Genomic DNA, 17,308 nt, shown 5'->3' with positions numbered 1-17,308 from the left:
TTAAATGATAGAAAGTATTTTAAAAGGCTTTGAAGTTTGGACTGATGCTCAAGGAGTAAAATCCAAAGGCAGGTCAAAAAGCATAGACAATATTAGTCTTGAAGGAATTGCAAGATTAAGAGAGCTAATTTTTGATATAGCAGTTCAAGGCAAATTAGTCGATCAAAATATTAAAGAGGAACCTGCTACTATATTACTTGACACACTTGAAAAGGAAAAAGAAAAGCTAACTAAGGACAGTAAGTTTAAAAGCAGCCAATTTAATAGTATCGAACCCTTCCAGATCCCAGGATCCTGGCAGTGGACTTATTTAGAAAATATTGCTTTAGATATTCATTACGGTTTTAATGCCGCATCTAATCCTGCAAACAAAGGAATAAAATTACTTAGAATAACGGATATTCAAAATGACGATGTTAATTGGGAGACTGTTCCAGGCTGTGAAATTAGTAAAGATCAGATTCCAAACTATCTTTTAGAGAACGGAGATATACTGATTGCCAGAACAGGTGGAACGATTGGGAAGTCATACCTGGTTTCAAATTTAAATCTTGAAGCTGTTTTTGCATCATATTTAATTAGAGTGAAAAAGCTTCCATCATCCTATTCTGATTTTATTAAAATATATCTTGGAAGTAAGCTTTATTGGAAGCAGCTTTATGAAAGCTCAATGGGAACAGGGCAACCCAATGTAAATGGCACGTCTTTGAAAAAGTTGATGATACCCTTTCCTCCATTGGCTGAACAAAAGCGAATTGTTGCAAAGGTTGATGAGTTAATGTTTTTATGCGACCAGTTGGAAGAACAACAAACAGCAAATCTTACCACACATCACTACCTTGTGAAAATCCTTTTAGAAACCCTTACAAACGCTGCTGACGCAAATGAACTACAAATAGCGTGGGAAAAGCTATCTGAACACTTTGATACTTTGTTTTGCACAGAAGATAGTATTGAGCAATTGAAACAAACAATTTTGCAGTTGGCAATTATGGGGAGGCTTGTGAAGCAAGACTCAAATGATGAGCCGGCAAGTCAATTGATTGAAAGAATAATAGAGGAAAAGGGAATACTAATTGAAGAAGGAAAGCTGAAAAAACAAAATATCTTAGCTGATATTAAAGATGAAGAAAAACCGTACTCAATTCCGGAAAGTTGGAGTTGGGTAAGACTGGGAAATATTACAAGCAAAATTGGTTCTGGAAGTACGCCAAGAGGTGGGAATAATGTGTATGCTGATTCAGGAATTCTATTCCTTCGTTCTCAAAACATACGAAATGAGGGACTATTACTAGATGACGTAGTTTACATAGATGAGGAAACAAACAAGAAAATGTCAAATACCATTGTTTTACCAAATGATATTCTTTTAAATATTACAGGAGGGTCACTGGGACGCTGTACTATATTTCCTGCTGAAGAAAAAATTGCGAATGTAAGCCAGCACGTTACAATAATCCGACCATCTGTTCCTGATTCGACCTTGTATTTACATAGTTGTATTTTATCTCCATATATCCAGGATTTAATTTGGGGGCGACAAATAGGTGCAAACCGTGAGGGATTGAGTAAAAGAATCCTTGAGCAATTTGAAATCCCTTTTCCTCCATTAGAAGAACAAAAGCGTATTGTTGCAAAAGTTCAAGAGCTGCTTTCCATTTGTGATTCACTTTCTATGAGAATCACGAAAAGTCGGGGAAAGCAGAATATGCTTTCTGTAACTATCGTTGAAAGTGTAATCGCATGAGTGTTTTAGACAAGATATATTCTGACAGAGCAACCATTGCTCCACCGGCACTGAAAAATGTTTCTTGGTGCGAGAAGGACAATCATAATTTGTATGAATATTTTGTTGACTTCAACGAGTGGATAGATGGAGATGATGGTGTGGATATCAGGATTAAATATGAAATTAATGGCTTGTCCAATCCAAGCAAAGCCTTTTTTGTAAGCGATTTAGAAGCATACAATCAGCTATTCAAAGTCTTTCGCAACGAAAGAAAAAGTGAGGTTTTAAGTAAAGAGTATATCCGTAATAATTTCACGGATGAGCATTGGTACGAAAGAAATATTGAACGGTTTGAACAGCTTGAAAACTGTTTAATAGAGGGAACGGTAGTCCCCTTTATTGGTGCAGGTTTGTCTGTAGAATCTGGTTTCCCAACATGGAAAGCACATTTGATTTACCAGGGCAGAACATGCGGCTTAGATGCTGATCATGTTCTTGACCTCTTAAATAATGGACACTATGAAACGGTTATTGAAGAAATAGAATCCAGCGGTCATAGGGATGCTTTCATTCAGGAGATTAAAGATGCTTTTTCAAGAACAGGCAAGATCACTCAAACTACCTTACGTTTGACTGAATTGTTTACAGACACATTGATTACAACAAACTACGATCACATTCTGCAACAAGCATACGACACAGGAGAGGAAAATAGAATCCAATTGCTTGACAGCACCAACATTCAGGAAATACCCGACAATAATAAACTTACCATCATTAAGCTGCATGGTGACATCAGACAGCCTGCAAATTGTATCATAAGTAAGAGTCAATACAATGATGCATATGGTAATGGAAATCTTGACCTTTCAAAACCCATTCCGAGAGTCCTAAGCTATCACTACCGGACAAGTAATTTATTATTCCTTGGTTGCAGCCTCAACCGTGACAGAACAATGGAAGTTTTTCAAGCAGTAAAAGACGAATTAGAGAGGAAAGGAGACATAGACAGACCGCAACATTTTTCTTTAGAAGCAATGCCTGATACGGAAGCCGAATTAACAGATCGAAACTCCTATTTGTTGAAATTCGGAATTACCCCGATTTGGTTCCCAAAAGGCAATTATGATTGCATCGAACAAATTTTAAGATTAGCGAGGAACGAAATGCGATACAGGGGATATATTCCTGGAATTAAGAAACAAAAGACAAATGAACCAACACCAGTTGTGACAGAGCAAATGGATCCATCTGGTCTGCGAATGATATTGAACGGAATATTAAAATTATTACGACTTAGCTAAAGAATATACCAAAACATTTTGCAAGCACATTGCCAAAACCGTACAAAGCCTAAGCTAAGCACAGACCAAAGCTTTGTCAAAGAGCTTGGGAATAGAGAAATAGGAATCGGTAGAACCAATGCATATTAGCGGTTAGTTCCTCAGAAGCTTATGCATGCATTAGGTCTTGATCCTAAATGTTACTATTTCATAGACAACAGTTTTCTCAAATCTGTTAATAGCGGGTTCGGGCTTTGTACCAATAAGTTCACAGTAGCGAAAGCAAAAAGATTCAAAGCCGCATAGATCGTAGGATTTATGCGGCTTTTCTGTTTTTCGGAAATGAAGTTAATCCCATCTAATCCCTAGCAACCACCTTTTTTGCGAGGGGCATGCTTATAAAGTATTTCACCATCTCGTTCTGCATATTCGCCCGATACTATAGGATATGCGTACTTGGGCGCGTACGATACGCTATGACTTTTTATAATTATTTTGTCGTTAACCTTCAGACTTTGTAATTGCTGAGGTTTATCGTCAAACCTAAGGATATATTCGCTACCATTAATACTGGCCATCACTCCGAAACCTAATCTTGAGCCTGGCGGAAGAGAAAGAGAGGTTACAACAGCTTCCATATTGGTAAAAGCACTTATGTGCCCGCTTATTTTAGCAGCACCGTCAAGCACTTTTTTACCTTCAGGAGATGCTTCCCATTTTTTGAACATTATACCAGCAGGGGTAGCTTCCCATTGTTTCCTTGCTGCCCTCTTTTCAGCATCAGTAAGTGGTTTTGGAGATGCCTTTTTAGAAGCTTCAGTTTTAGTTTCGCGATTAGCAAATACTACTCCGCTTACCACAACCAGCGATAAGATCAGTACATAAATAACTTTTTTCATGACTTTTTTGTTTTAATTAAATAATACAGATGCTGTTGTTAAATCATATTTTCATAGACGAACCAGGGCATTTCTCATATACCGGTTGTGCGCTGATCCTTTAAGGTTAAATTTTTCAAATTAATGCTTCCACAACTAACTTCTTTACCGTTAAGTGTATAAAAAAGATTTTGCCCTTTTAAGCTAAATCCTGCCCGTGTTGTACCATTGCCATCATCTTTTACTCTTTGCCAACCCGATTCTGGTTGGATTAAAAGCCTTACGACATAAAAACCACTTGATCCTTTAGGATTAATCGTTCTTTTCAACGAAGAGGGTTTATGCATACTATTTTCTAAAAAGGATTTTAAATCTGTCATACCATAATTATGTAAGGGCTCTTTATCAAGCGTCATTGTGTCGGGACGAAGCAATATATTATAGGAGCTAACGAATGAAGATCCCACTGAACCTGGAAACTCATATGGATCTCCGGAAAAATCGATCATCAGTTCCAAAGGGTTATCTGTTTCATTGATTATTCGGGTCCAGAATATAGCTCTGCCATATTCCTTCCCATTAGGGTCAGTGTATAGTTCGGCTTTTGGAAAGCTGTTTTGTATGATCAGGCTCTTACCGATACCATCAGTATACTCATACCTGGTGTGGAAATTAGGTTCTTTACGCCCGGGGGAAGTAATGGTGTCTTTGGTTTCGGACCTGCTATTACCTTTAGGCACGTTTGTTTGATTTTGTCCACAGGAAGCGTGAAAAACAGGCATTGAGAACAAAATACATATGAGTAGGTATTTCATGATCTTTTCTATTTCGGGCGGGTAAAAGACATCTGGGTTTCTGCGGAGCCTGTGCAGGAGCAGGCTGTTCAAAACGGTTCTTTTATTTTTCATATCCTATTAAAGTTTGATACAGCGAACCTACTTTAATCCCTTGAACTTGAAGGATTTGGATTGTAAATTATAATGTAAACTTTGTAAATTATTGTAAACGTGTCCTGGCCTTAGAACCTGTTGTTTAAGATCATCATTGACTGCAAAAGGTTGTTGTTCCCCGGGGTGGGATGAATGTATTGCGGCGTAATGAAGATGCCTAAGGAACCGGGAGCTGGTACCCAAACAACCTGATTTCATATAGCGATCCTTTCCTGACTGCTGTAAAAATCCTTTCAGGAGTCACGAAGGAGCGGGCAATCGTTTAAACTTGTCGAGCGGAGGTTTGATGAAATAATTCGCAAAGAATGCAGAAAGTAGATCAGATAGTCCGGGGATCTATCCCGGAGACGGTAAGTTAGGTTTCCAATTGATGAATCCTTAGCGGTTTTAGGCTATTTTAAAACCTGGAAATTTGCGCAAAATGATTCTTCTTCTTTCCCGTAAAGAAAAAAGCAGGTAGAGGTAGCCGGGCGCCCAATTACTCAGTCCGCAATCTTTCTATTGGATTTGCCGTTGCGGCACGGAACACTTTCGTTCCAATGATCGCACCACAACAAAGCAACACAATAAGGAATGTACCAATGTAAGGGATAGGTCCGGCATCCGGATGGTATTGGTAAATAACGTTGAAAACAAACTTGCTGGTGAACAAATGGCCCAGGATGGAACCAACGACAAATGCGACCAGGAGGATACGTATGAACCCCCGGTTGACAAGTCCAATGATCTGCAGCACCGATGCGCCAAGTACTTTTCGTACGCCAATTTCTTTACTCCGCTTATCAATGTTCAGGGAAATTTGGGCAAACAAGCCTGATGCAGATAAAAGTAAAGTAACGATAGCCAGGAAAAAAGCGATCGATTTAAATGCCTGGGTCATCCGGACCTCTTTTTCAATGAGATCAGACTGTAAAAAGCCGCGGTATGGCACATCGGGCGCTATTTTGTGCCAGTCTGCCTGGAGATACTTTACTACCTGTGCCAATTTATCTTTTTCTGAACGTACGACCATGAATTTATACTCCTCAGGATTGGCCAACCGTAGTACACAGGGAGGTACAAGGCCATGCAGGCCATATTCCTTATAATCACTTACAACGCCAACAATAGTGTAGCTGGTGCTGTCGAGGGTTACCCGTTGGCCCAGCGGTTGTGTCAGCCGCAATCTTTGCAGGAATGTTTCGTTCACCAGGATGGATTCATCGGTGTCCGCGCCGGTATCGTAAAAATGACGCCCCATAACTAAACGTATGCCCATGCTGTTGAGATAGGCCTTGCCTCCAACGCGCGCTACCTGCACCTGCACCTCGCCATTTCCGGATTTGGCCGTTTGAGTGTATGTGTCAGCCCCAATTTGCTGAACACATCCTGCAACACTTTTAATGTGCGGGTGCGACTGAACAGCCTGGCTAAAAACGGTGTATTCCTTTGGATCATTGATTTCTACAACGGCAACCTCATTAATGGCATAGCCAAAATCTGCTTTCCTCTGAAAAGACGCATGCTGGGTCATCGCAATGCCAACCACCAGCGCAAAGCACGTAAAACTAAATTGCGCGATCAGCAGGAAACGTGTAAAACGATTGGAAGAAGCAAGGGAAGTTTTGCCTTTAAGGATCCGCACAGGCTGAAAGGAACTGATATATATCGCAGGGTATAGACCTGAAAAGATGGCACACACGCCGGGAATGAGCAACAAGAACAACCAGAAACCATAATCCCTGCCATAGTCAGGCGAAAGTTCAATATTGGTGAGCTGGATAACTATTGGCAATAATAAAAGCACAAATAACAATGCCAGGGCCGAAGCCAGCAAACAAAGAATAATGTTCTCCGTTAAAAATTGCCGGATCAATTGGCTCCTGAAACCGCCAATCACTTTACGAATACCGATCTCTTTTAACCTGCCACTGGCAAATGCAAGGGAGATATTAGTAAAATTAAAGCAGGTAATAATTAAAATAAAGAGGGACATCAGCGCCGGAACTATAACAAGCACACCACGCGGGTTCGCCATCAGCTGGCTGCCGTTTACATATCCCGGCATATCAATATCTGAACTGGCCCTCAGATCAGAGAAGGGTTGCAGGGAAAAGCTTTCTATGGGCCAGTCAGTATGCTTACTGTTATGAAGCGCTATATAAGGACTAAGATTGGCCGTTACAAAATGGGTTGCCTGTTTGTCTTTTAATTCCACAAATGTTGTAATGAGTTCCTGGTTCGCCGGGGCACCCGGGGCTATTTCATTCTCAAAAGAAGTGACGATATCGAACTGTATGCTTGAATTTGCAGGAACTTTCTGCATTACAGCAGCAATATTATATATTTTGGCATTGCCTTCGGGGCCGACAATTGTTAGAGGCTTGCCCACCGGCATTTGATCAGGGAAGTATTTGTTTGCAAAAGGTTCACTGATCACCACCTGGTTCAATTGTTCAAAACCAGACAAGTTCCCGGATTTTAGCGGAAATGTAAAAAGATCAAACAGGCTCTTATCTGTGTAGTGGATACGTTCGTCAAAAGTATTTTCCTGAACCTTAACAACTACGGAAGCGCTACGTAACCGGGCAATCCGATCCGCCCCCACTGCTTCCTTCTTTATCGTTTGGGCCAGCGCTAATGGTACAACGCCCCAGGTTTGCTTACTGCCATCGACCAGCCGGGTGCTGTTAATCCTGTAAATATGTTCGGTATGCGTATGATTTTGATCGAAATTTGCCCGGTAATTGTAGTTCAGGTAAGCTAATATACAGCATGCAATGGCAAAGCCCAATCCCACAATATTTAGGGTTACATAGATCTTGTTGCGCCAGAGAACACGGAAAGCAATCTTCAGGTAGTTCGAGAACATAAGGTAAATTTAATAAGACTTTTAGGTTCGGCAACTTTCATACCACTAATAGGGGTATTGGCCTATGTCCCCCTGGTGGCTATTGTTTCAATTCATATGGCATCTGTTTTTAAGGTGACTTGTCCGGATACGGACATGGGTGTTCGGTTTCAGGTGCCGGATATGGCAAATGTGCCTGGACAATTGAAATTTGCAGCTCCCACTACACCGGCTAAAGCTGGGGTGTATGTTTTTGATTTTAAATACAGGCAATGGTTGAAAGAGCGCAGTTTGTATAAAATCGGGCGGCTTTGGTATAATAGTAAGATCTGCCCTTGTTCTATCGTATAGTTTAGCGCTTTCAAAGGCTTATGATACCCAAAGCAACAAGCATTACATTACTCTTATTCATTGCCGCATTGAAATGTAGCGCACAAGGTCCATGGACATTAAAACAGTGTATAGCGTATGGGCTTGCCAATCACCGCAATAATAAGATCTATGCTAATCAAAAGATAGCAGCTGATGCAAAGGCAAAAGAAATGCTGGCAGATTACCTGCCGAAAGTATCTGTGGCTTCAACGCTTGATAATAACCTTAAACTGCAGCAAAGCGTAATTCCGGCAGGAATTTTTGGCCCCGATGAACTTAAAGTGTCTTTTACTCAGAAATTTAATTCCAATGCCTTTGGGCAACTGGACCAGGTGATCTACGATAAAGCCTTATTAACAGGGCTGAAAGCGAATAAATATTATGCGCAACAAGCGGACCTTAATATAGCCCAAAGCCAGGAAGCCATTATCTATAATATTTCCACCGCATACTTCCAGATACTGATCTATACCCAACAGCTTGAACTGTTAGCCTATAATAAGGAGGCTTATGAAAAGCAGATAGTTATATATCAGTTGCGGGTAAACAAAGGTGTTGCACTACAAAAGGACCTTGATAAGGTGATGGTCGATTATAATAATAGCATTTCACAGGCACGGGTTGCATCCGGTAACCTGAAGTTGGCGGAAAATGAATTGAAATACGAAATGGGATATGCCATCGACCAGCCACTTGCAGTACAGGTCTTAACCAAAATAGAAATGCCGGGGGATAGCTCAACCACCTTTTCTCCTTCTTCAAGGATTGATTATAAACTTTCCCAACTGGACATTAAACTACTCCAGGTAGATCAATCCCGTATTAAGGCAGAGGGGCTGCCTAAATTGAACGCTTACTTCAGGTATGGTGCCAATGGTTTTGGAAACAACATTACAGGCGCTTATAATGACCTGCTGCCTTATTCAGCTGCAGGACTGAAATTGAGCATTCCTGTTTTCGATTTCTATAAGAGAAATGCAAGGTATAAGCAGGCTGAGATCAAACGCATGAATGCGGAAGAAAACCTGAAACTAAATGAGGGTAAATATAGAGTGGAGTATGATAATACAAGGACTAAACTTTTGCAGGCAGAAGTAAATGTTGAAAATGATCAGCGCACGATCGAACTAGCTCAATCAGTATTTAAGGTAACCGATCTTCAGTTTCAGAAAGGTACCACAGATCTCACCGATTGGCTTAATACGCAGCACTCATTGAAGGAAGCTCAAACTGCTTATCTCAATTCACTTTATACTTATTACAAAGCGCGTATCGACCTTGAAAAGGCAGCCGGATCACTAAAAGCATTTTACAGATCACTTTAAAGTAAGATGAAAAAAAAGTTCATAGTAATACTTATCTGTGTCATTGTCGTAGTTATCATAGCCCTCAGGCTTATATCTGTCAAACAGAAGATCAACAAGGCAAAGAAGGCAATTGTGACCGAAAACGTAAATATACCCGTTACTGCCATTGCCGCAAGTGAAGTAGAAGAAGAGGTCTCTTTAATAAAGACAGGCACTTTGGCACCTGGTAAACAAGCCAAAGCTTTGTCTGTAACAAGCGGAAGCGTTCAGCGTATCCAATTCCGCCTGGGAAGCTATGTACGCCAGGGGCAGGTACTTGCCATCATTGATACCCGGCTGTTACAATACGATCTGCAAAGATCATTGTTTAACGAATCTAAGTTGAAAAATGATCTGCAAACCTATACTGAACTTTTAGCAGGAAATGCTGCCACCCGGGAAAAGGTGAATGAGATCCGCCTGAACTATGAGGATGCCCTTAACCAGGTACAACAGCTTCGCAAACAAATTGCCGATGCCTCCATAAAGGCGCCGGTTAGTGGGACCATTTACACCAAGCCAATTGAAGAGGGAGCATTTATTGCCACTGGAGGGGAGATTGCGTCCATTGCGGACCTGTCTTCGTTAAAGGCGGCAGTATATTTAACAGAATCAGAAGTTTACCAGGTAAAACCTGGCCAGCAGGTACAACTCACTACGGAAGTTTATGCTGATAAGGTTTTCGAAGGTAAGGTCACTTTTATCAGCCCACAGGCAAACGGAGCCTTTAATTACTTTGTGGAGATCACCGTAGCAAATGACAGCTCTTTTCCATTGCGTGCAGGCACTTTTGTAAACGCAGATTTTTCAAAGAAAACATTACAGAAAATACTACTGATCCCCAGGGAGGCATTAAATGAAAGTACACAGGATGCTTCGGTATACGTGGTTGAAGGCGGAAAAGCCAGGTTGCGGAAAATAAATACCGGGAAAGGATACGGGAATAAAATACAGGTTACCGGCGGCTTGCAGCCAGCAGAACTGGTGGTTACCTCGGGGCAGATCAACCTAAAAGATGGCGCATCGGTAAATGTTTCAAATAGCAATTAATTATGTCAATTACGGAAATAGCCATAAAAAGACCTTTGCTTCTGATCGTTATATTTACAGTACTGGTGCTGTTTGGGATACAGTCGTATTTAGGTCTTAACTACAATCTCTTACCAAAGATAGAAGTGCCTACCGTTTCCGTGAGTACTATTTATCCCGGCGCTTCTGCGGCCGAGGTGCAGAACACGGTAACCAAAGAACTGGAGGATGTTTTTTCATCAGTTGAAGGCCTGGACCAGATCAGTTCAACATCACAGGAGAGTGTTTCGATCATAACCGTATCATTTAAAAGCGGAACTGATATAGATAAAGCTGAGCGGAATGTTCAGCAAAAGGCAGATCTTGCATTAAACGATCTTCCTGAAGATGCCAAACGGCCGTTGGTCAGCAAAGTTAATTTAGAGGAAACCCCAGTGATCAAAGCAGGTGTAACTGCAAATATGTCTCCCCGTAGCCTCTACGACCTGGTGGATAAACAGGTCAGGCCTGTTTTACAAAACGTTGCAGGCGTTGGACAGGTGAATATAATAGGAGGGGACCAGCGTGAGATACAGATCAATATTAAGCAGGATAAACTATTAGCCTATGGGCTTTCCATCGGCCAGGTTTCACAAGCCATCAGCGCTTCCAATCTTTCCTTTCCCGCCGGAGGTATTGAAACAAAGAACCAGCAGTTTTCCATACGGTATGATGCCAATGTTGTTTCCCTGGATCAACTTCGGGACCTCATTGTTCTGCAACATCCAACGGATGGAGCAATCTATCTTAAAAACATTGCAGAAGTAGTTGACGCCACTGCCAAAACAACTGCCATCAATCATATTAATGGCGTCCCGTCTATCGGCGTGCAGATCATTAAACAGGGTGACGCCAATGCGGTAGATGTAAGCAGGCATGTGAAAAAAGCCTTTACTAATGTAGAAACGCAATACTCCACTCAACAACTAAAGTTTAATGTTTCATCTGATCAAAGTATCTACACGCTGCATGCAGCAGATGCGGTAATGGTGGACCTTTGGCTTGCAGTGATGATTGTCGGTATCGTGATGCTGGCTTTTCTTCACAGCTTACGGAGCTCTATGTTCGTTTTGATTGCACTGCCGGCTTCCATTATTCCAACATTTATTGCCATGTATTTACTGGGCTTCTCCCTCAACCTGATGACGCTAATGGCGATGTCTCTTGTGGTAGGGATCCTGGTGGATGATTCCATTGTAGTGTTGGAAAACATTTATCGTCATATGGAAATGGGGTCAGACAAACGCACCGCGGCACTTGAAGGGCGGAATGAAATTGGGTTTACCGCCCTTTCTATCACCCTGGTGGATGTGGTAGTGTTCCTTCCTTTAGCACTGGCCGGAGGGATGATTGGCGCTATTCTCCGGGAATTCTCCCTGGTTGTTGTATTCTCCACATTGATGAGCCTTTTTGTTTCTTTTACGGTAACGCCGTTATTGGTGAGCCGTTTTGGCAAACTGGAGCATTTGACCCGGGAAACGTTGTGGGGAAAAATGAACCTTGCTTTTGAACGTTTTATTGAGATGCTTAAAGATGAATACGCAAGATCACTGGAAATAGTGCTTCGTAAAAAAAGATGGCTGCTTTCAGGGGTGCTGCTGCTGATCGTTGGTGCAATCGCCTTGGTTCCTATGGGCTTTATAGGTGCGGCGTTTATTCCCAAAACGGACCAGGGGGATCTCGTATTAAGAATGGAACTGGAGCCTGCGGCCACTATTTATAAAACAAATATGCTGGTGCAGGAGGCTGAAAAAGTGCTGCTGCAACAACCTGAGGTAGAGAAAGTATTTTCAAGTATTGGTTTTATAAGCGGAAACGTATCGGGGGCCGGCAGCAATGCCAATCTTGCTGAACTTACGCTGACGCTGGTGGATAAAAAGAAACGTAATATGAATGCAGATGCATTCGGGGTGTACATTCAACAGAAATTGAGCAGCATTGTAAAAGGTGTTAAGTTCTCTAATGTAGCTACTTCCATTACAGGAAATGTGAGCAGCGCCCCTATACAGATCGCGGTTAAAGGAGTGGACCTTAACGTTGTAAGGGAAGTTGCCGAAGCATACAAAAGCATAGTGGAACAGGTTCCGGGAACTCAATTCGTAAAGCTTTCTGTAAAGGAAAGAAAACCCGAAGTAAGCATTAAATTAAACAGGGAGAAAATGAGCCTCCTGGGGCTTAACGCAAGTACCGTTGGTGCTACGCTTCAAAATGCTTTTAGTGGTAATGAAGAAGGACAGTTCAAGGAGGGCGGTAATGAATATGATATCCGGGTAAGCCTGGACAAATACAGCCGTTCGGACGTGGGGAACATAAAGAATTTGTCCTTCGTAAACACCCGGGGGCAAAACATCCTGCTAAACCAGTTTGCAGAAGTCACCGAAACATTAGGGGAAACAACCCTGCAGCGCATCAACCGTTTAGGTGCCATTACTGTACAGTCTAATGTTGCCGGTAGACCAACAGGTACCGTGTCAGCAGAAATAAAAGAAAAGGCAAGGTCAGTAAAAGTTCCGGCTGGGATCAGTATAGATTACCTCGGCGACTCAAAAAACCAGGCGGACGCATTTGGCAGTCTGGGCCTGGCGCTGATCACTGCCATTTTATTGGTGTACCTGATCATGGTTGCCCTCTATGAAAATGCAGTATATCCTTTTGTGGTACTGTTCTCTATTCCTGTAGCATTAATAGGGGCATTACTGGCGCTGGCCCTTACTATGGAGACCCTGAACATCTTTACAATAATCGGGATGATCATGCTATTGGGATTGGTTTCCAAGAACGCCATATTAATGGTGGATTTTACCAATAGGCTTAAAGCCGATGGACGAACTGTTAAAGAAGCATTGGTGGAAGCAGGGAAAGAAAGGCTTCGCCCCATCCTGATGACCACATTGGCAATGATCTTTGGCATGCTGCCGATCGCTATTGCCAGCGGTGCCGCTTCAGAAATTAAGAATGGTATGGCCTGGGTTATCATTGGCGGGCTTACCAGCTCTATGGTCCTTACGCTGTTTGTAGTACCAGGTATGTATCTTATCATTGAGGATTTCCTGGTGCGTTTTAAGGGAAAGCCGCTCATTAGGTGAATTAGAAATAGTGTTACAAACATGTAACAGTTGTAGGTTTACTAGGAAAGGCCGGGGTAGTCTTACTCAGGCTTTTTTTCAGCTGCTCTTCTGAGATAGATTTCGTTTCATTAAATGTGTTTGCGCTGTTCTGAATGTTTGTTCAGGCATACTTGAAACATTTAATAATTCCGGTATTGAATTGGGAAGCTCAGGTTTCAACTGTCTTCATTCAAATTGTTTTGAGATTCAATTGTATAAGTTAATGAGGTGTATGGCATAAAAAAGACCGGAAGATATTCTTCCGGTCTTTTGCTGTAGGAGCAGGATTCGAACCTGCACGGAGCTGTTAGCTTATAGCACAAAGAAGTAAATGGTTAGTTAATTATGCTAAAGTTTATCCTTTATCTCCACCCCCGAGACAAGAGGGCATGTCTGCCAATTCCATCACCCCACAATTTTCTTTCAAATATGATGTAATTTACAGTAATTCATGGGTTTTAATGAAATAAATCTAATGTTATTTCAAAAAAATAGATATTTATCAAATAAAATGGGCTTTTGGGTGCGATTTTATGAAATTGTTCAGGCGTGTTATGTGGTTTTTAGAAATAAGCTAATTGAGAATATCCAAATATTCGTTTACCTCCATCATAAATGCTCATTTACCGCTTAAGAAATAATTTAACCTCTTCCTCATCCATCCCCGAATACTCACAAAACTCTGTCAATGTCACAAATTGCCGCTGTTTTTTCCCATATGCCTTCTTGATCTTATCCATCAGTGATCTCGCCCCATTCTCGCTACGCCCTGTTATATTCTGAATATCCCTGATATAGATCACAATGCGATTTGGAATCATTTTGTTAAGTCTTTAATTGATCGGTGGTGATGCCTCCTTTGGCTTTCTTCATCCATTGATGGGCACTCCTTTCCCAGTTACGTATTGTTTTACCGGCATGTATCCAGTCGTTGTATTGATGGTGACGATAAAATTCCACTGCTTCTTTTAAAGGATATTTGTATTCCTTAAACAGGTCTTTTATCTGCTTAAGGGAAGGGGCGAAGGGAGAACTGGTAACGCTATCCGCTATTTTAAGGCCACGGTCGTCTATAGCGAGCGGAAGGTTCAGCTGCATATGTTTTCTGAGAGATTTGATGCCCCGGAAGGTATTCCCTTTCCATACTATTTGCGGATAGGCCCTGATCTTCAAAAGCAGGATCATTGTAAACCTATCTGATTCCTCCGGGCTTTCGGAAGGATAGTACTTTATATAGCCTATCTGATCAAGTTTCATCAGTGATTCATTGAGTTGCTGACCATTCAGAGAAGGGAACTCTTCCAGGCTGAAGTTATCCAGGAACCATTTTTTATGGAATGGCACTTTTTTTATGAATGCATATTTGCTCCAGAGCACAATCAGATGCAATTGGATGCAGAGGAGAAGGTAGCTCATGTTCGGATCTCTACGGCTGTACTCCATAAAATATATAGCCTGCCTGAGATGTCTCTCGGACACCAATCCCTTGTCTTTAAGGAATAATTTCATGATTTTGTTTTTTTAAATAGATAATAGTGCTCCCATTCATGGAAGCGCATAAATGCTCTTGAAATAAAATGGAACACACGCTAATAAGTGTGTTTGTGTGCCAGAGATTGTTGTGGAAGTGGGTTTAATTTCAACATAAAAACAGGTTAATTACTATGGCGCACGCGCCTGGTAGTTTTTCATTGGAATGTTGTTGTCAATGCAAAGGTATTTCACCTGCAAACAGATAAAATTGGGATTTCCCAATAAAATGCGGTGTTTACATTATTCTTCCTCTTCCGGAGGATTGCCAAGTTTAAGCTCTCTCCTGATATCACTAAGGTGAAACTTTGATATACCGAGATAGGAGGCAATGACGGATTGAGGGGCTTTCAGAATGATATTAGGGAAGTGCTCCTGTAATTTTATGTACCTGTCCTTTGCATCCAGCCCCTTCCAGGAATCCCGCAGGTAGAGTTGCATATGGTAGTGTACATCAACAAGCCACATGAGTTTGTAGAATATAGGAAATTCTTCTGCAATAGCTATCATATCTTCATAGTGAAATCTTACGCATATGGAATCCTGCAGGGCAACGAGGTATTCATTTGAAGGAGTTTGTGTGTAATAGCTGATAACGGATGTAATGATATCTCCTGTATCCATACACCAGGAAGTTATTTCTTCCATATCCTTATCCAATGTGTACGCCATTGTAAAGCCATCAACAATAAAGTAGCAATACCTGCAGGTTTCATCTGCCCTGTGAAAGATCTCCCTTTTCTTAAAAGATACGATTTGTGTTTTTTCTCTGATTCTTTCATGTACTTGTGGAGGAAGCATGGTAAAAGCGTTCAATCTGCCGGATACAGCAGCATAAATTTGATCGTCTGTAAATTTTTTCATGAAAATTGATTTGGTTTTTTAGATAATGGCTGTGCTTAAAAGGACGATAGTGCTGCTCAGTGCGTGTGTTCAGAAAGGGGGCTGTGATTGGTTATTTGATAAACTCAAACTTGTTTGAACGGACCTTTACTGATGGGGTTACGCTGAGCGCTAATGTAGGAGAAATGAAATACCTGGCAAAGAAATTTTTCACTTCATCTTATGAAAAGTAAAACGCCCCGGGACTTACCGGGGCGTTATTACTCCTTATTCTTCGTCTTTTACAACTGCCTGGCTTACCGCTACCATTACGCTTCCTGCAACGATCAGATAGCCGCCGATCTCGGCTATTATTGCTGGTATTGTAATATTAACGGTACTTACTGCGCTGCCTGCTGCAACAAGTGCCAGACCGAGTGTTCGAAGTTTGCGAAAGAATGGAGGTGGTTTTGAAAATAACCGCTCTTTGATTCCCATATAAGGGTCCATTTAATGGTGATCACTCAGGAACCTGAAACAGCTACAAATGCAAGGGCATTGTAGAAACCTTCCCCTACACTGTAGTAAATGCCATTCACTTCCTGGTAGAAGGAGAGGCCCAGTGCAAGGATCAGCGGTGCTGTACCTGTAACCGGCAATTGTACTTCCAGCGAAATTGCGGGGCCTTCCGTTTTGCTGAGCGGCAATTCTTCCCCTGCATTAAGCGCCATTAAATGTTCTCCGGTTTCAAAGTTGATCATAGCACCTGCTATGGTGAACCTGAAATGGCTGGCAGCCGGAGGGGCTACGATCAGTTTGCCGGGATTAAAGGCCGGAACATCTAATTTCATCACGCCCGTTGCCCTGTCAATTTCCGCTGTATACGGTGTTTTCAGTGCAGTACTGAGCGCAATGTCTGAATTGAGCTCAAAGCCATTCAGTAATTCAATATTTCCATCCGGAACGCGGCGAAACCCGCGTGGATTTACCTTGTCTGATTTTATCACCTGGGCTAGCTCCTGTGATAACCTGCGGATCAGGTAAGTGTCCTTGATGTCATTGATGATGGTCGCAAATGTTTTGCGGACCAGCGCGCCGGCACTGGCGGCTTTTGCAAATTCCTGCATGTTTTCTTTAACCCGGTCGTTGGTGATTTCCCTTGCCTTGGTTTTTTCACGGACAAAAGATCCGTCTTTGGTTGTATAGAAGGTGAGATTGCCTACTGTTCCTTCTATTTTGATTACGCCTGTTTGTTTGGCCATTGTAGTAAGATTTAAAATTGTTTTTGTTTTAGGGAGTTATTACAAAGGCTAACTCCTTTCGCCTTAGTACACAGAAAACTGGCGACGTCTTTCCAGTATCCGTGTATTCGGTACCGATAAAGCAAAAGTAG

12 protein-coding genes are annotated in these 17,308 nt (G+C 41.8%); 5 read left to right on the top strand and 7 right to left on the bottom strand.

From position 1 onward, the window contains the following. Positions 1-4 precede the first annotated feature (4 nt). Positions 5-1,747 carry a restriction endonuclease subunit S gene (locus BUR42_RS10670; protein ID WP_074239215.1) on the top strand — a complete coding sequence of 581 codons (1,743 nt, stop codon included), beginning with the start codon at positions 5-7 and terminating at the stop codon, positions 1,745-1,747. After that, complete coding sequence (locus BUR42_RS10665; RefSeq protein ID WP_074239214.1) at positions 1,744-3,033, top strand: SIR2 family NAD-dependent protein deacylase; 1,290 nt, start codon at positions 1,744-1,746, stop codon at positions 3,031-3,033. The genes BUR42_RS10670 and BUR42_RS10665 overlap by 4 nt, the downstream gene beginning before the upstream one ends. Before the next feature lie 344 nt (positions 3,034-3,377). On the opposite strand, the gene BUR42_RS10660 is transcribed toward BUR42_RS10665, so the two are convergent. From BUR42_RS10660 to BUR42_RS10650, 3 genes are all read right to left on the bottom strand, one after another. Continuing rightward, on the bottom strand, positions 3,378-3,911 hold the full coding sequence (locus tag BUR42_RS10660; RefSeq protein WP_074239213.1) for a hypothetical protein: 534 nt from the start codon (positions 3,909-3,911) through the stop codon (positions 3,378-3,380). A gap of 74 nt (positions 3,912-3,985) precedes the next feature. Continuing rightward, positions 3,986-4,798 (bottom strand): hypothetical protein, encoded by an 813-nt coding sequence (locus BUR42_RS10655; RefSeq protein WP_074239212.1) that lies wholly within the window; start codon positions 4,796-4,798, stop codon positions 3,986-3,988. A gap of 520 nt (positions 4,799-5,318) precedes the next feature. Continuing rightward, positions 5,319-7,691 carry an ABC transporter permease gene (locus BUR42_RS10650; protein WP_074239211.1) on the bottom strand — a complete coding sequence of 791 codons (2,373 nt, stop codon included), beginning with the start codon at positions 7,689-7,691 and terminating at the stop codon, positions 5,319-5,321. A gap of 350 nt (positions 7,692-8,041) precedes the next feature. On the opposite strand from BUR42_RS10650, the gene BUR42_RS10640 reads away from it, so the two are divergent. From BUR42_RS10640 to BUR42_RS10630, 3 genes are all read left to right on the top strand, one after another. Then, positions 8,042-9,367: a TolC family protein gene (locus BUR42_RS10640; RefSeq protein WP_074239209.1), complete on the top strand. Its 1,326-nt coding sequence runs from the start codon at positions 8,042-8,044 to the stop codon at positions 9,365-9,367. A 114-nt stretch (positions 9,368-9,481) separates the two neighbouring features. Further along, positions 9,482-10,438 (top strand): efflux RND transporter periplasmic adaptor subunit, encoded by a 957-nt coding sequence (locus BUR42_RS10635; RefSeq protein ID WP_234979651.1) that lies wholly within the window; start codon positions 9,482-9,484, stop codon positions 10,436-10,438. Positions 10,439-10,440: 2 nt separating this feature from the next. Further along, on the top strand, positions 10,441-13,542 hold the full coding sequence (locus BUR42_RS10630; RefSeq protein WP_074239207.1) for an efflux RND transporter permease subunit: 3,102 nt from the start codon (positions 10,441-10,443) through the stop codon (positions 13,540-13,542). Positions 13,543-14,388: 846 nt separating this feature from the next. On the opposite strand, the gene BUR42_RS10615 is transcribed toward BUR42_RS10630, so the two are convergent. The 4 genes from BUR42_RS10615 to BUR42_RS10600 form a co-directional block, all read right to left on the bottom strand. Continuing rightward, positions 14,389-15,072 (bottom strand): hypothetical protein, encoded by a 684-nt coding sequence (locus BUR42_RS10615; RefSeq protein ID WP_143197406.1) that lies wholly within the window; start codon positions 15,070-15,072, stop codon positions 14,389-14,391. Positions 15,073-15,336: 264 nt separating this feature from the next. Beyond that, positions 15,337-15,957, bottom strand: coding sequence for a Crp/Fnr family transcriptional regulator (locus BUR42_RS10610; RefSeq protein ID WP_074239203.1), 621 nt, complete (start codon positions 15,955-15,957; stop codon positions 15,337-15,339). A gap of 246 nt (positions 15,958-16,203) precedes the next feature. Further along, positions 16,204-16,413: a hypothetical protein gene (locus BUR42_RS10605; protein ID WP_074240536.1), complete on the bottom strand. Its 210-nt coding sequence runs from the start codon at positions 16,411-16,413 to the stop codon at positions 16,204-16,206. A gap of 26 nt (positions 16,414-16,439) precedes the next feature. Then, entirely contained in the window at positions 16,440-17,177 is a 738-nt protein-coding gene (locus BUR42_RS10600; RefSeq protein ID WP_074239202.1) for a hypothetical protein, read from the bottom strand. Between the last annotated feature and the right edge of the window lie 131 nt (positions 17,178-17,308).

The sequence above is a fragment of the Chitinophaga niabensis genome (genome assembly GCF_900129465.1).
Lineage (GTDB): Bacteria > Bacteroidota > Bacteroidia > Chitinophagales > Chitinophagaceae > Chitinophaga > Chitinophaga niabensis.
Note: the sequence above shows the minus strand (reverse complement) of the source record. Positions and strands in the feature narration are given on the sequence as shown.

Excerpts from the sequence above, each read along its gene's own strand:
- BUR42_RS10610 (WP_074239203.1), bottom strand. The coding sequence starts at position 15,957 with ATGAAAAAATTTACAGACGATCAAATTTATGCTGCTGTATCCGGCAGA.
- BUR42_RS10630 (WP_074239207.1), top strand. The coding sequence starts at position 10,441 with ATGTCAATTACGGAAATAGCCATAAAAAGACCTTTGCTTCTGATCGTT.
- BUR42_RS10605 (WP_074240536.1), bottom strand. The coding sequence starts at position 16,413 with ATGGGAATCAAAGAGCGGTTATTTTCAAAACCACCTCCATTCTTTCGC.
- BUR42_RS10655 (WP_074239212.1), bottom strand. The coding sequence starts at position 4,798 with ATGAAAAATAAAAGAACCGTTTTGAACAGCCTGCTCCTGCACAGGCTC.
- BUR42_RS10660 (WP_074239213.1), bottom strand. The coding sequence starts at position 3,911 with ATGAAAAAAGTTATTTATGTACTGATCTTATCGCTGGTTGTGGTAAGC.
- BUR42_RS10640 (WP_074239209.1), top strand. The coding sequence starts at position 8,042 with ATGATACCCAAAGCAACAAGCATTACATTACTCTTATTCATTGCCGCA.
- BUR42_RS10665 (WP_074239214.1), top strand. The coding sequence starts at position 1,744 with ATGAGTGTTTTAGACAAGATATATTCTGACAGAGCAACCATTGCTCCA.
- BUR42_RS10615 (WP_143197406.1), bottom strand. The coding sequence starts at position 15,072 with ATGAAATTATTCCTTAAAGACAAGGGATTGGTGTCCGAGAGACATCTC.
- BUR42_RS10600 (WP_074239202.1), bottom strand. The coding sequence starts at position 17,177 with ATGGCCAAACAAACAGGCGTAATCAAAATAGAAGGAACAGTAGGCAAT.
- BUR42_RS10650 (WP_074239211.1), bottom strand. The coding sequence starts at position 7,691 with ATGTTCTCGAACTACCTGAAGATTGCTTTCCGTGTTCTCTGGCGCAAC.
- BUR42_RS10670 (WP_074239215.1), top strand. The coding sequence starts at position 5 with ATGATAGAAAGTATTTTAAAAGGCTTTGAAGTTTGGACTGATGCTCAA.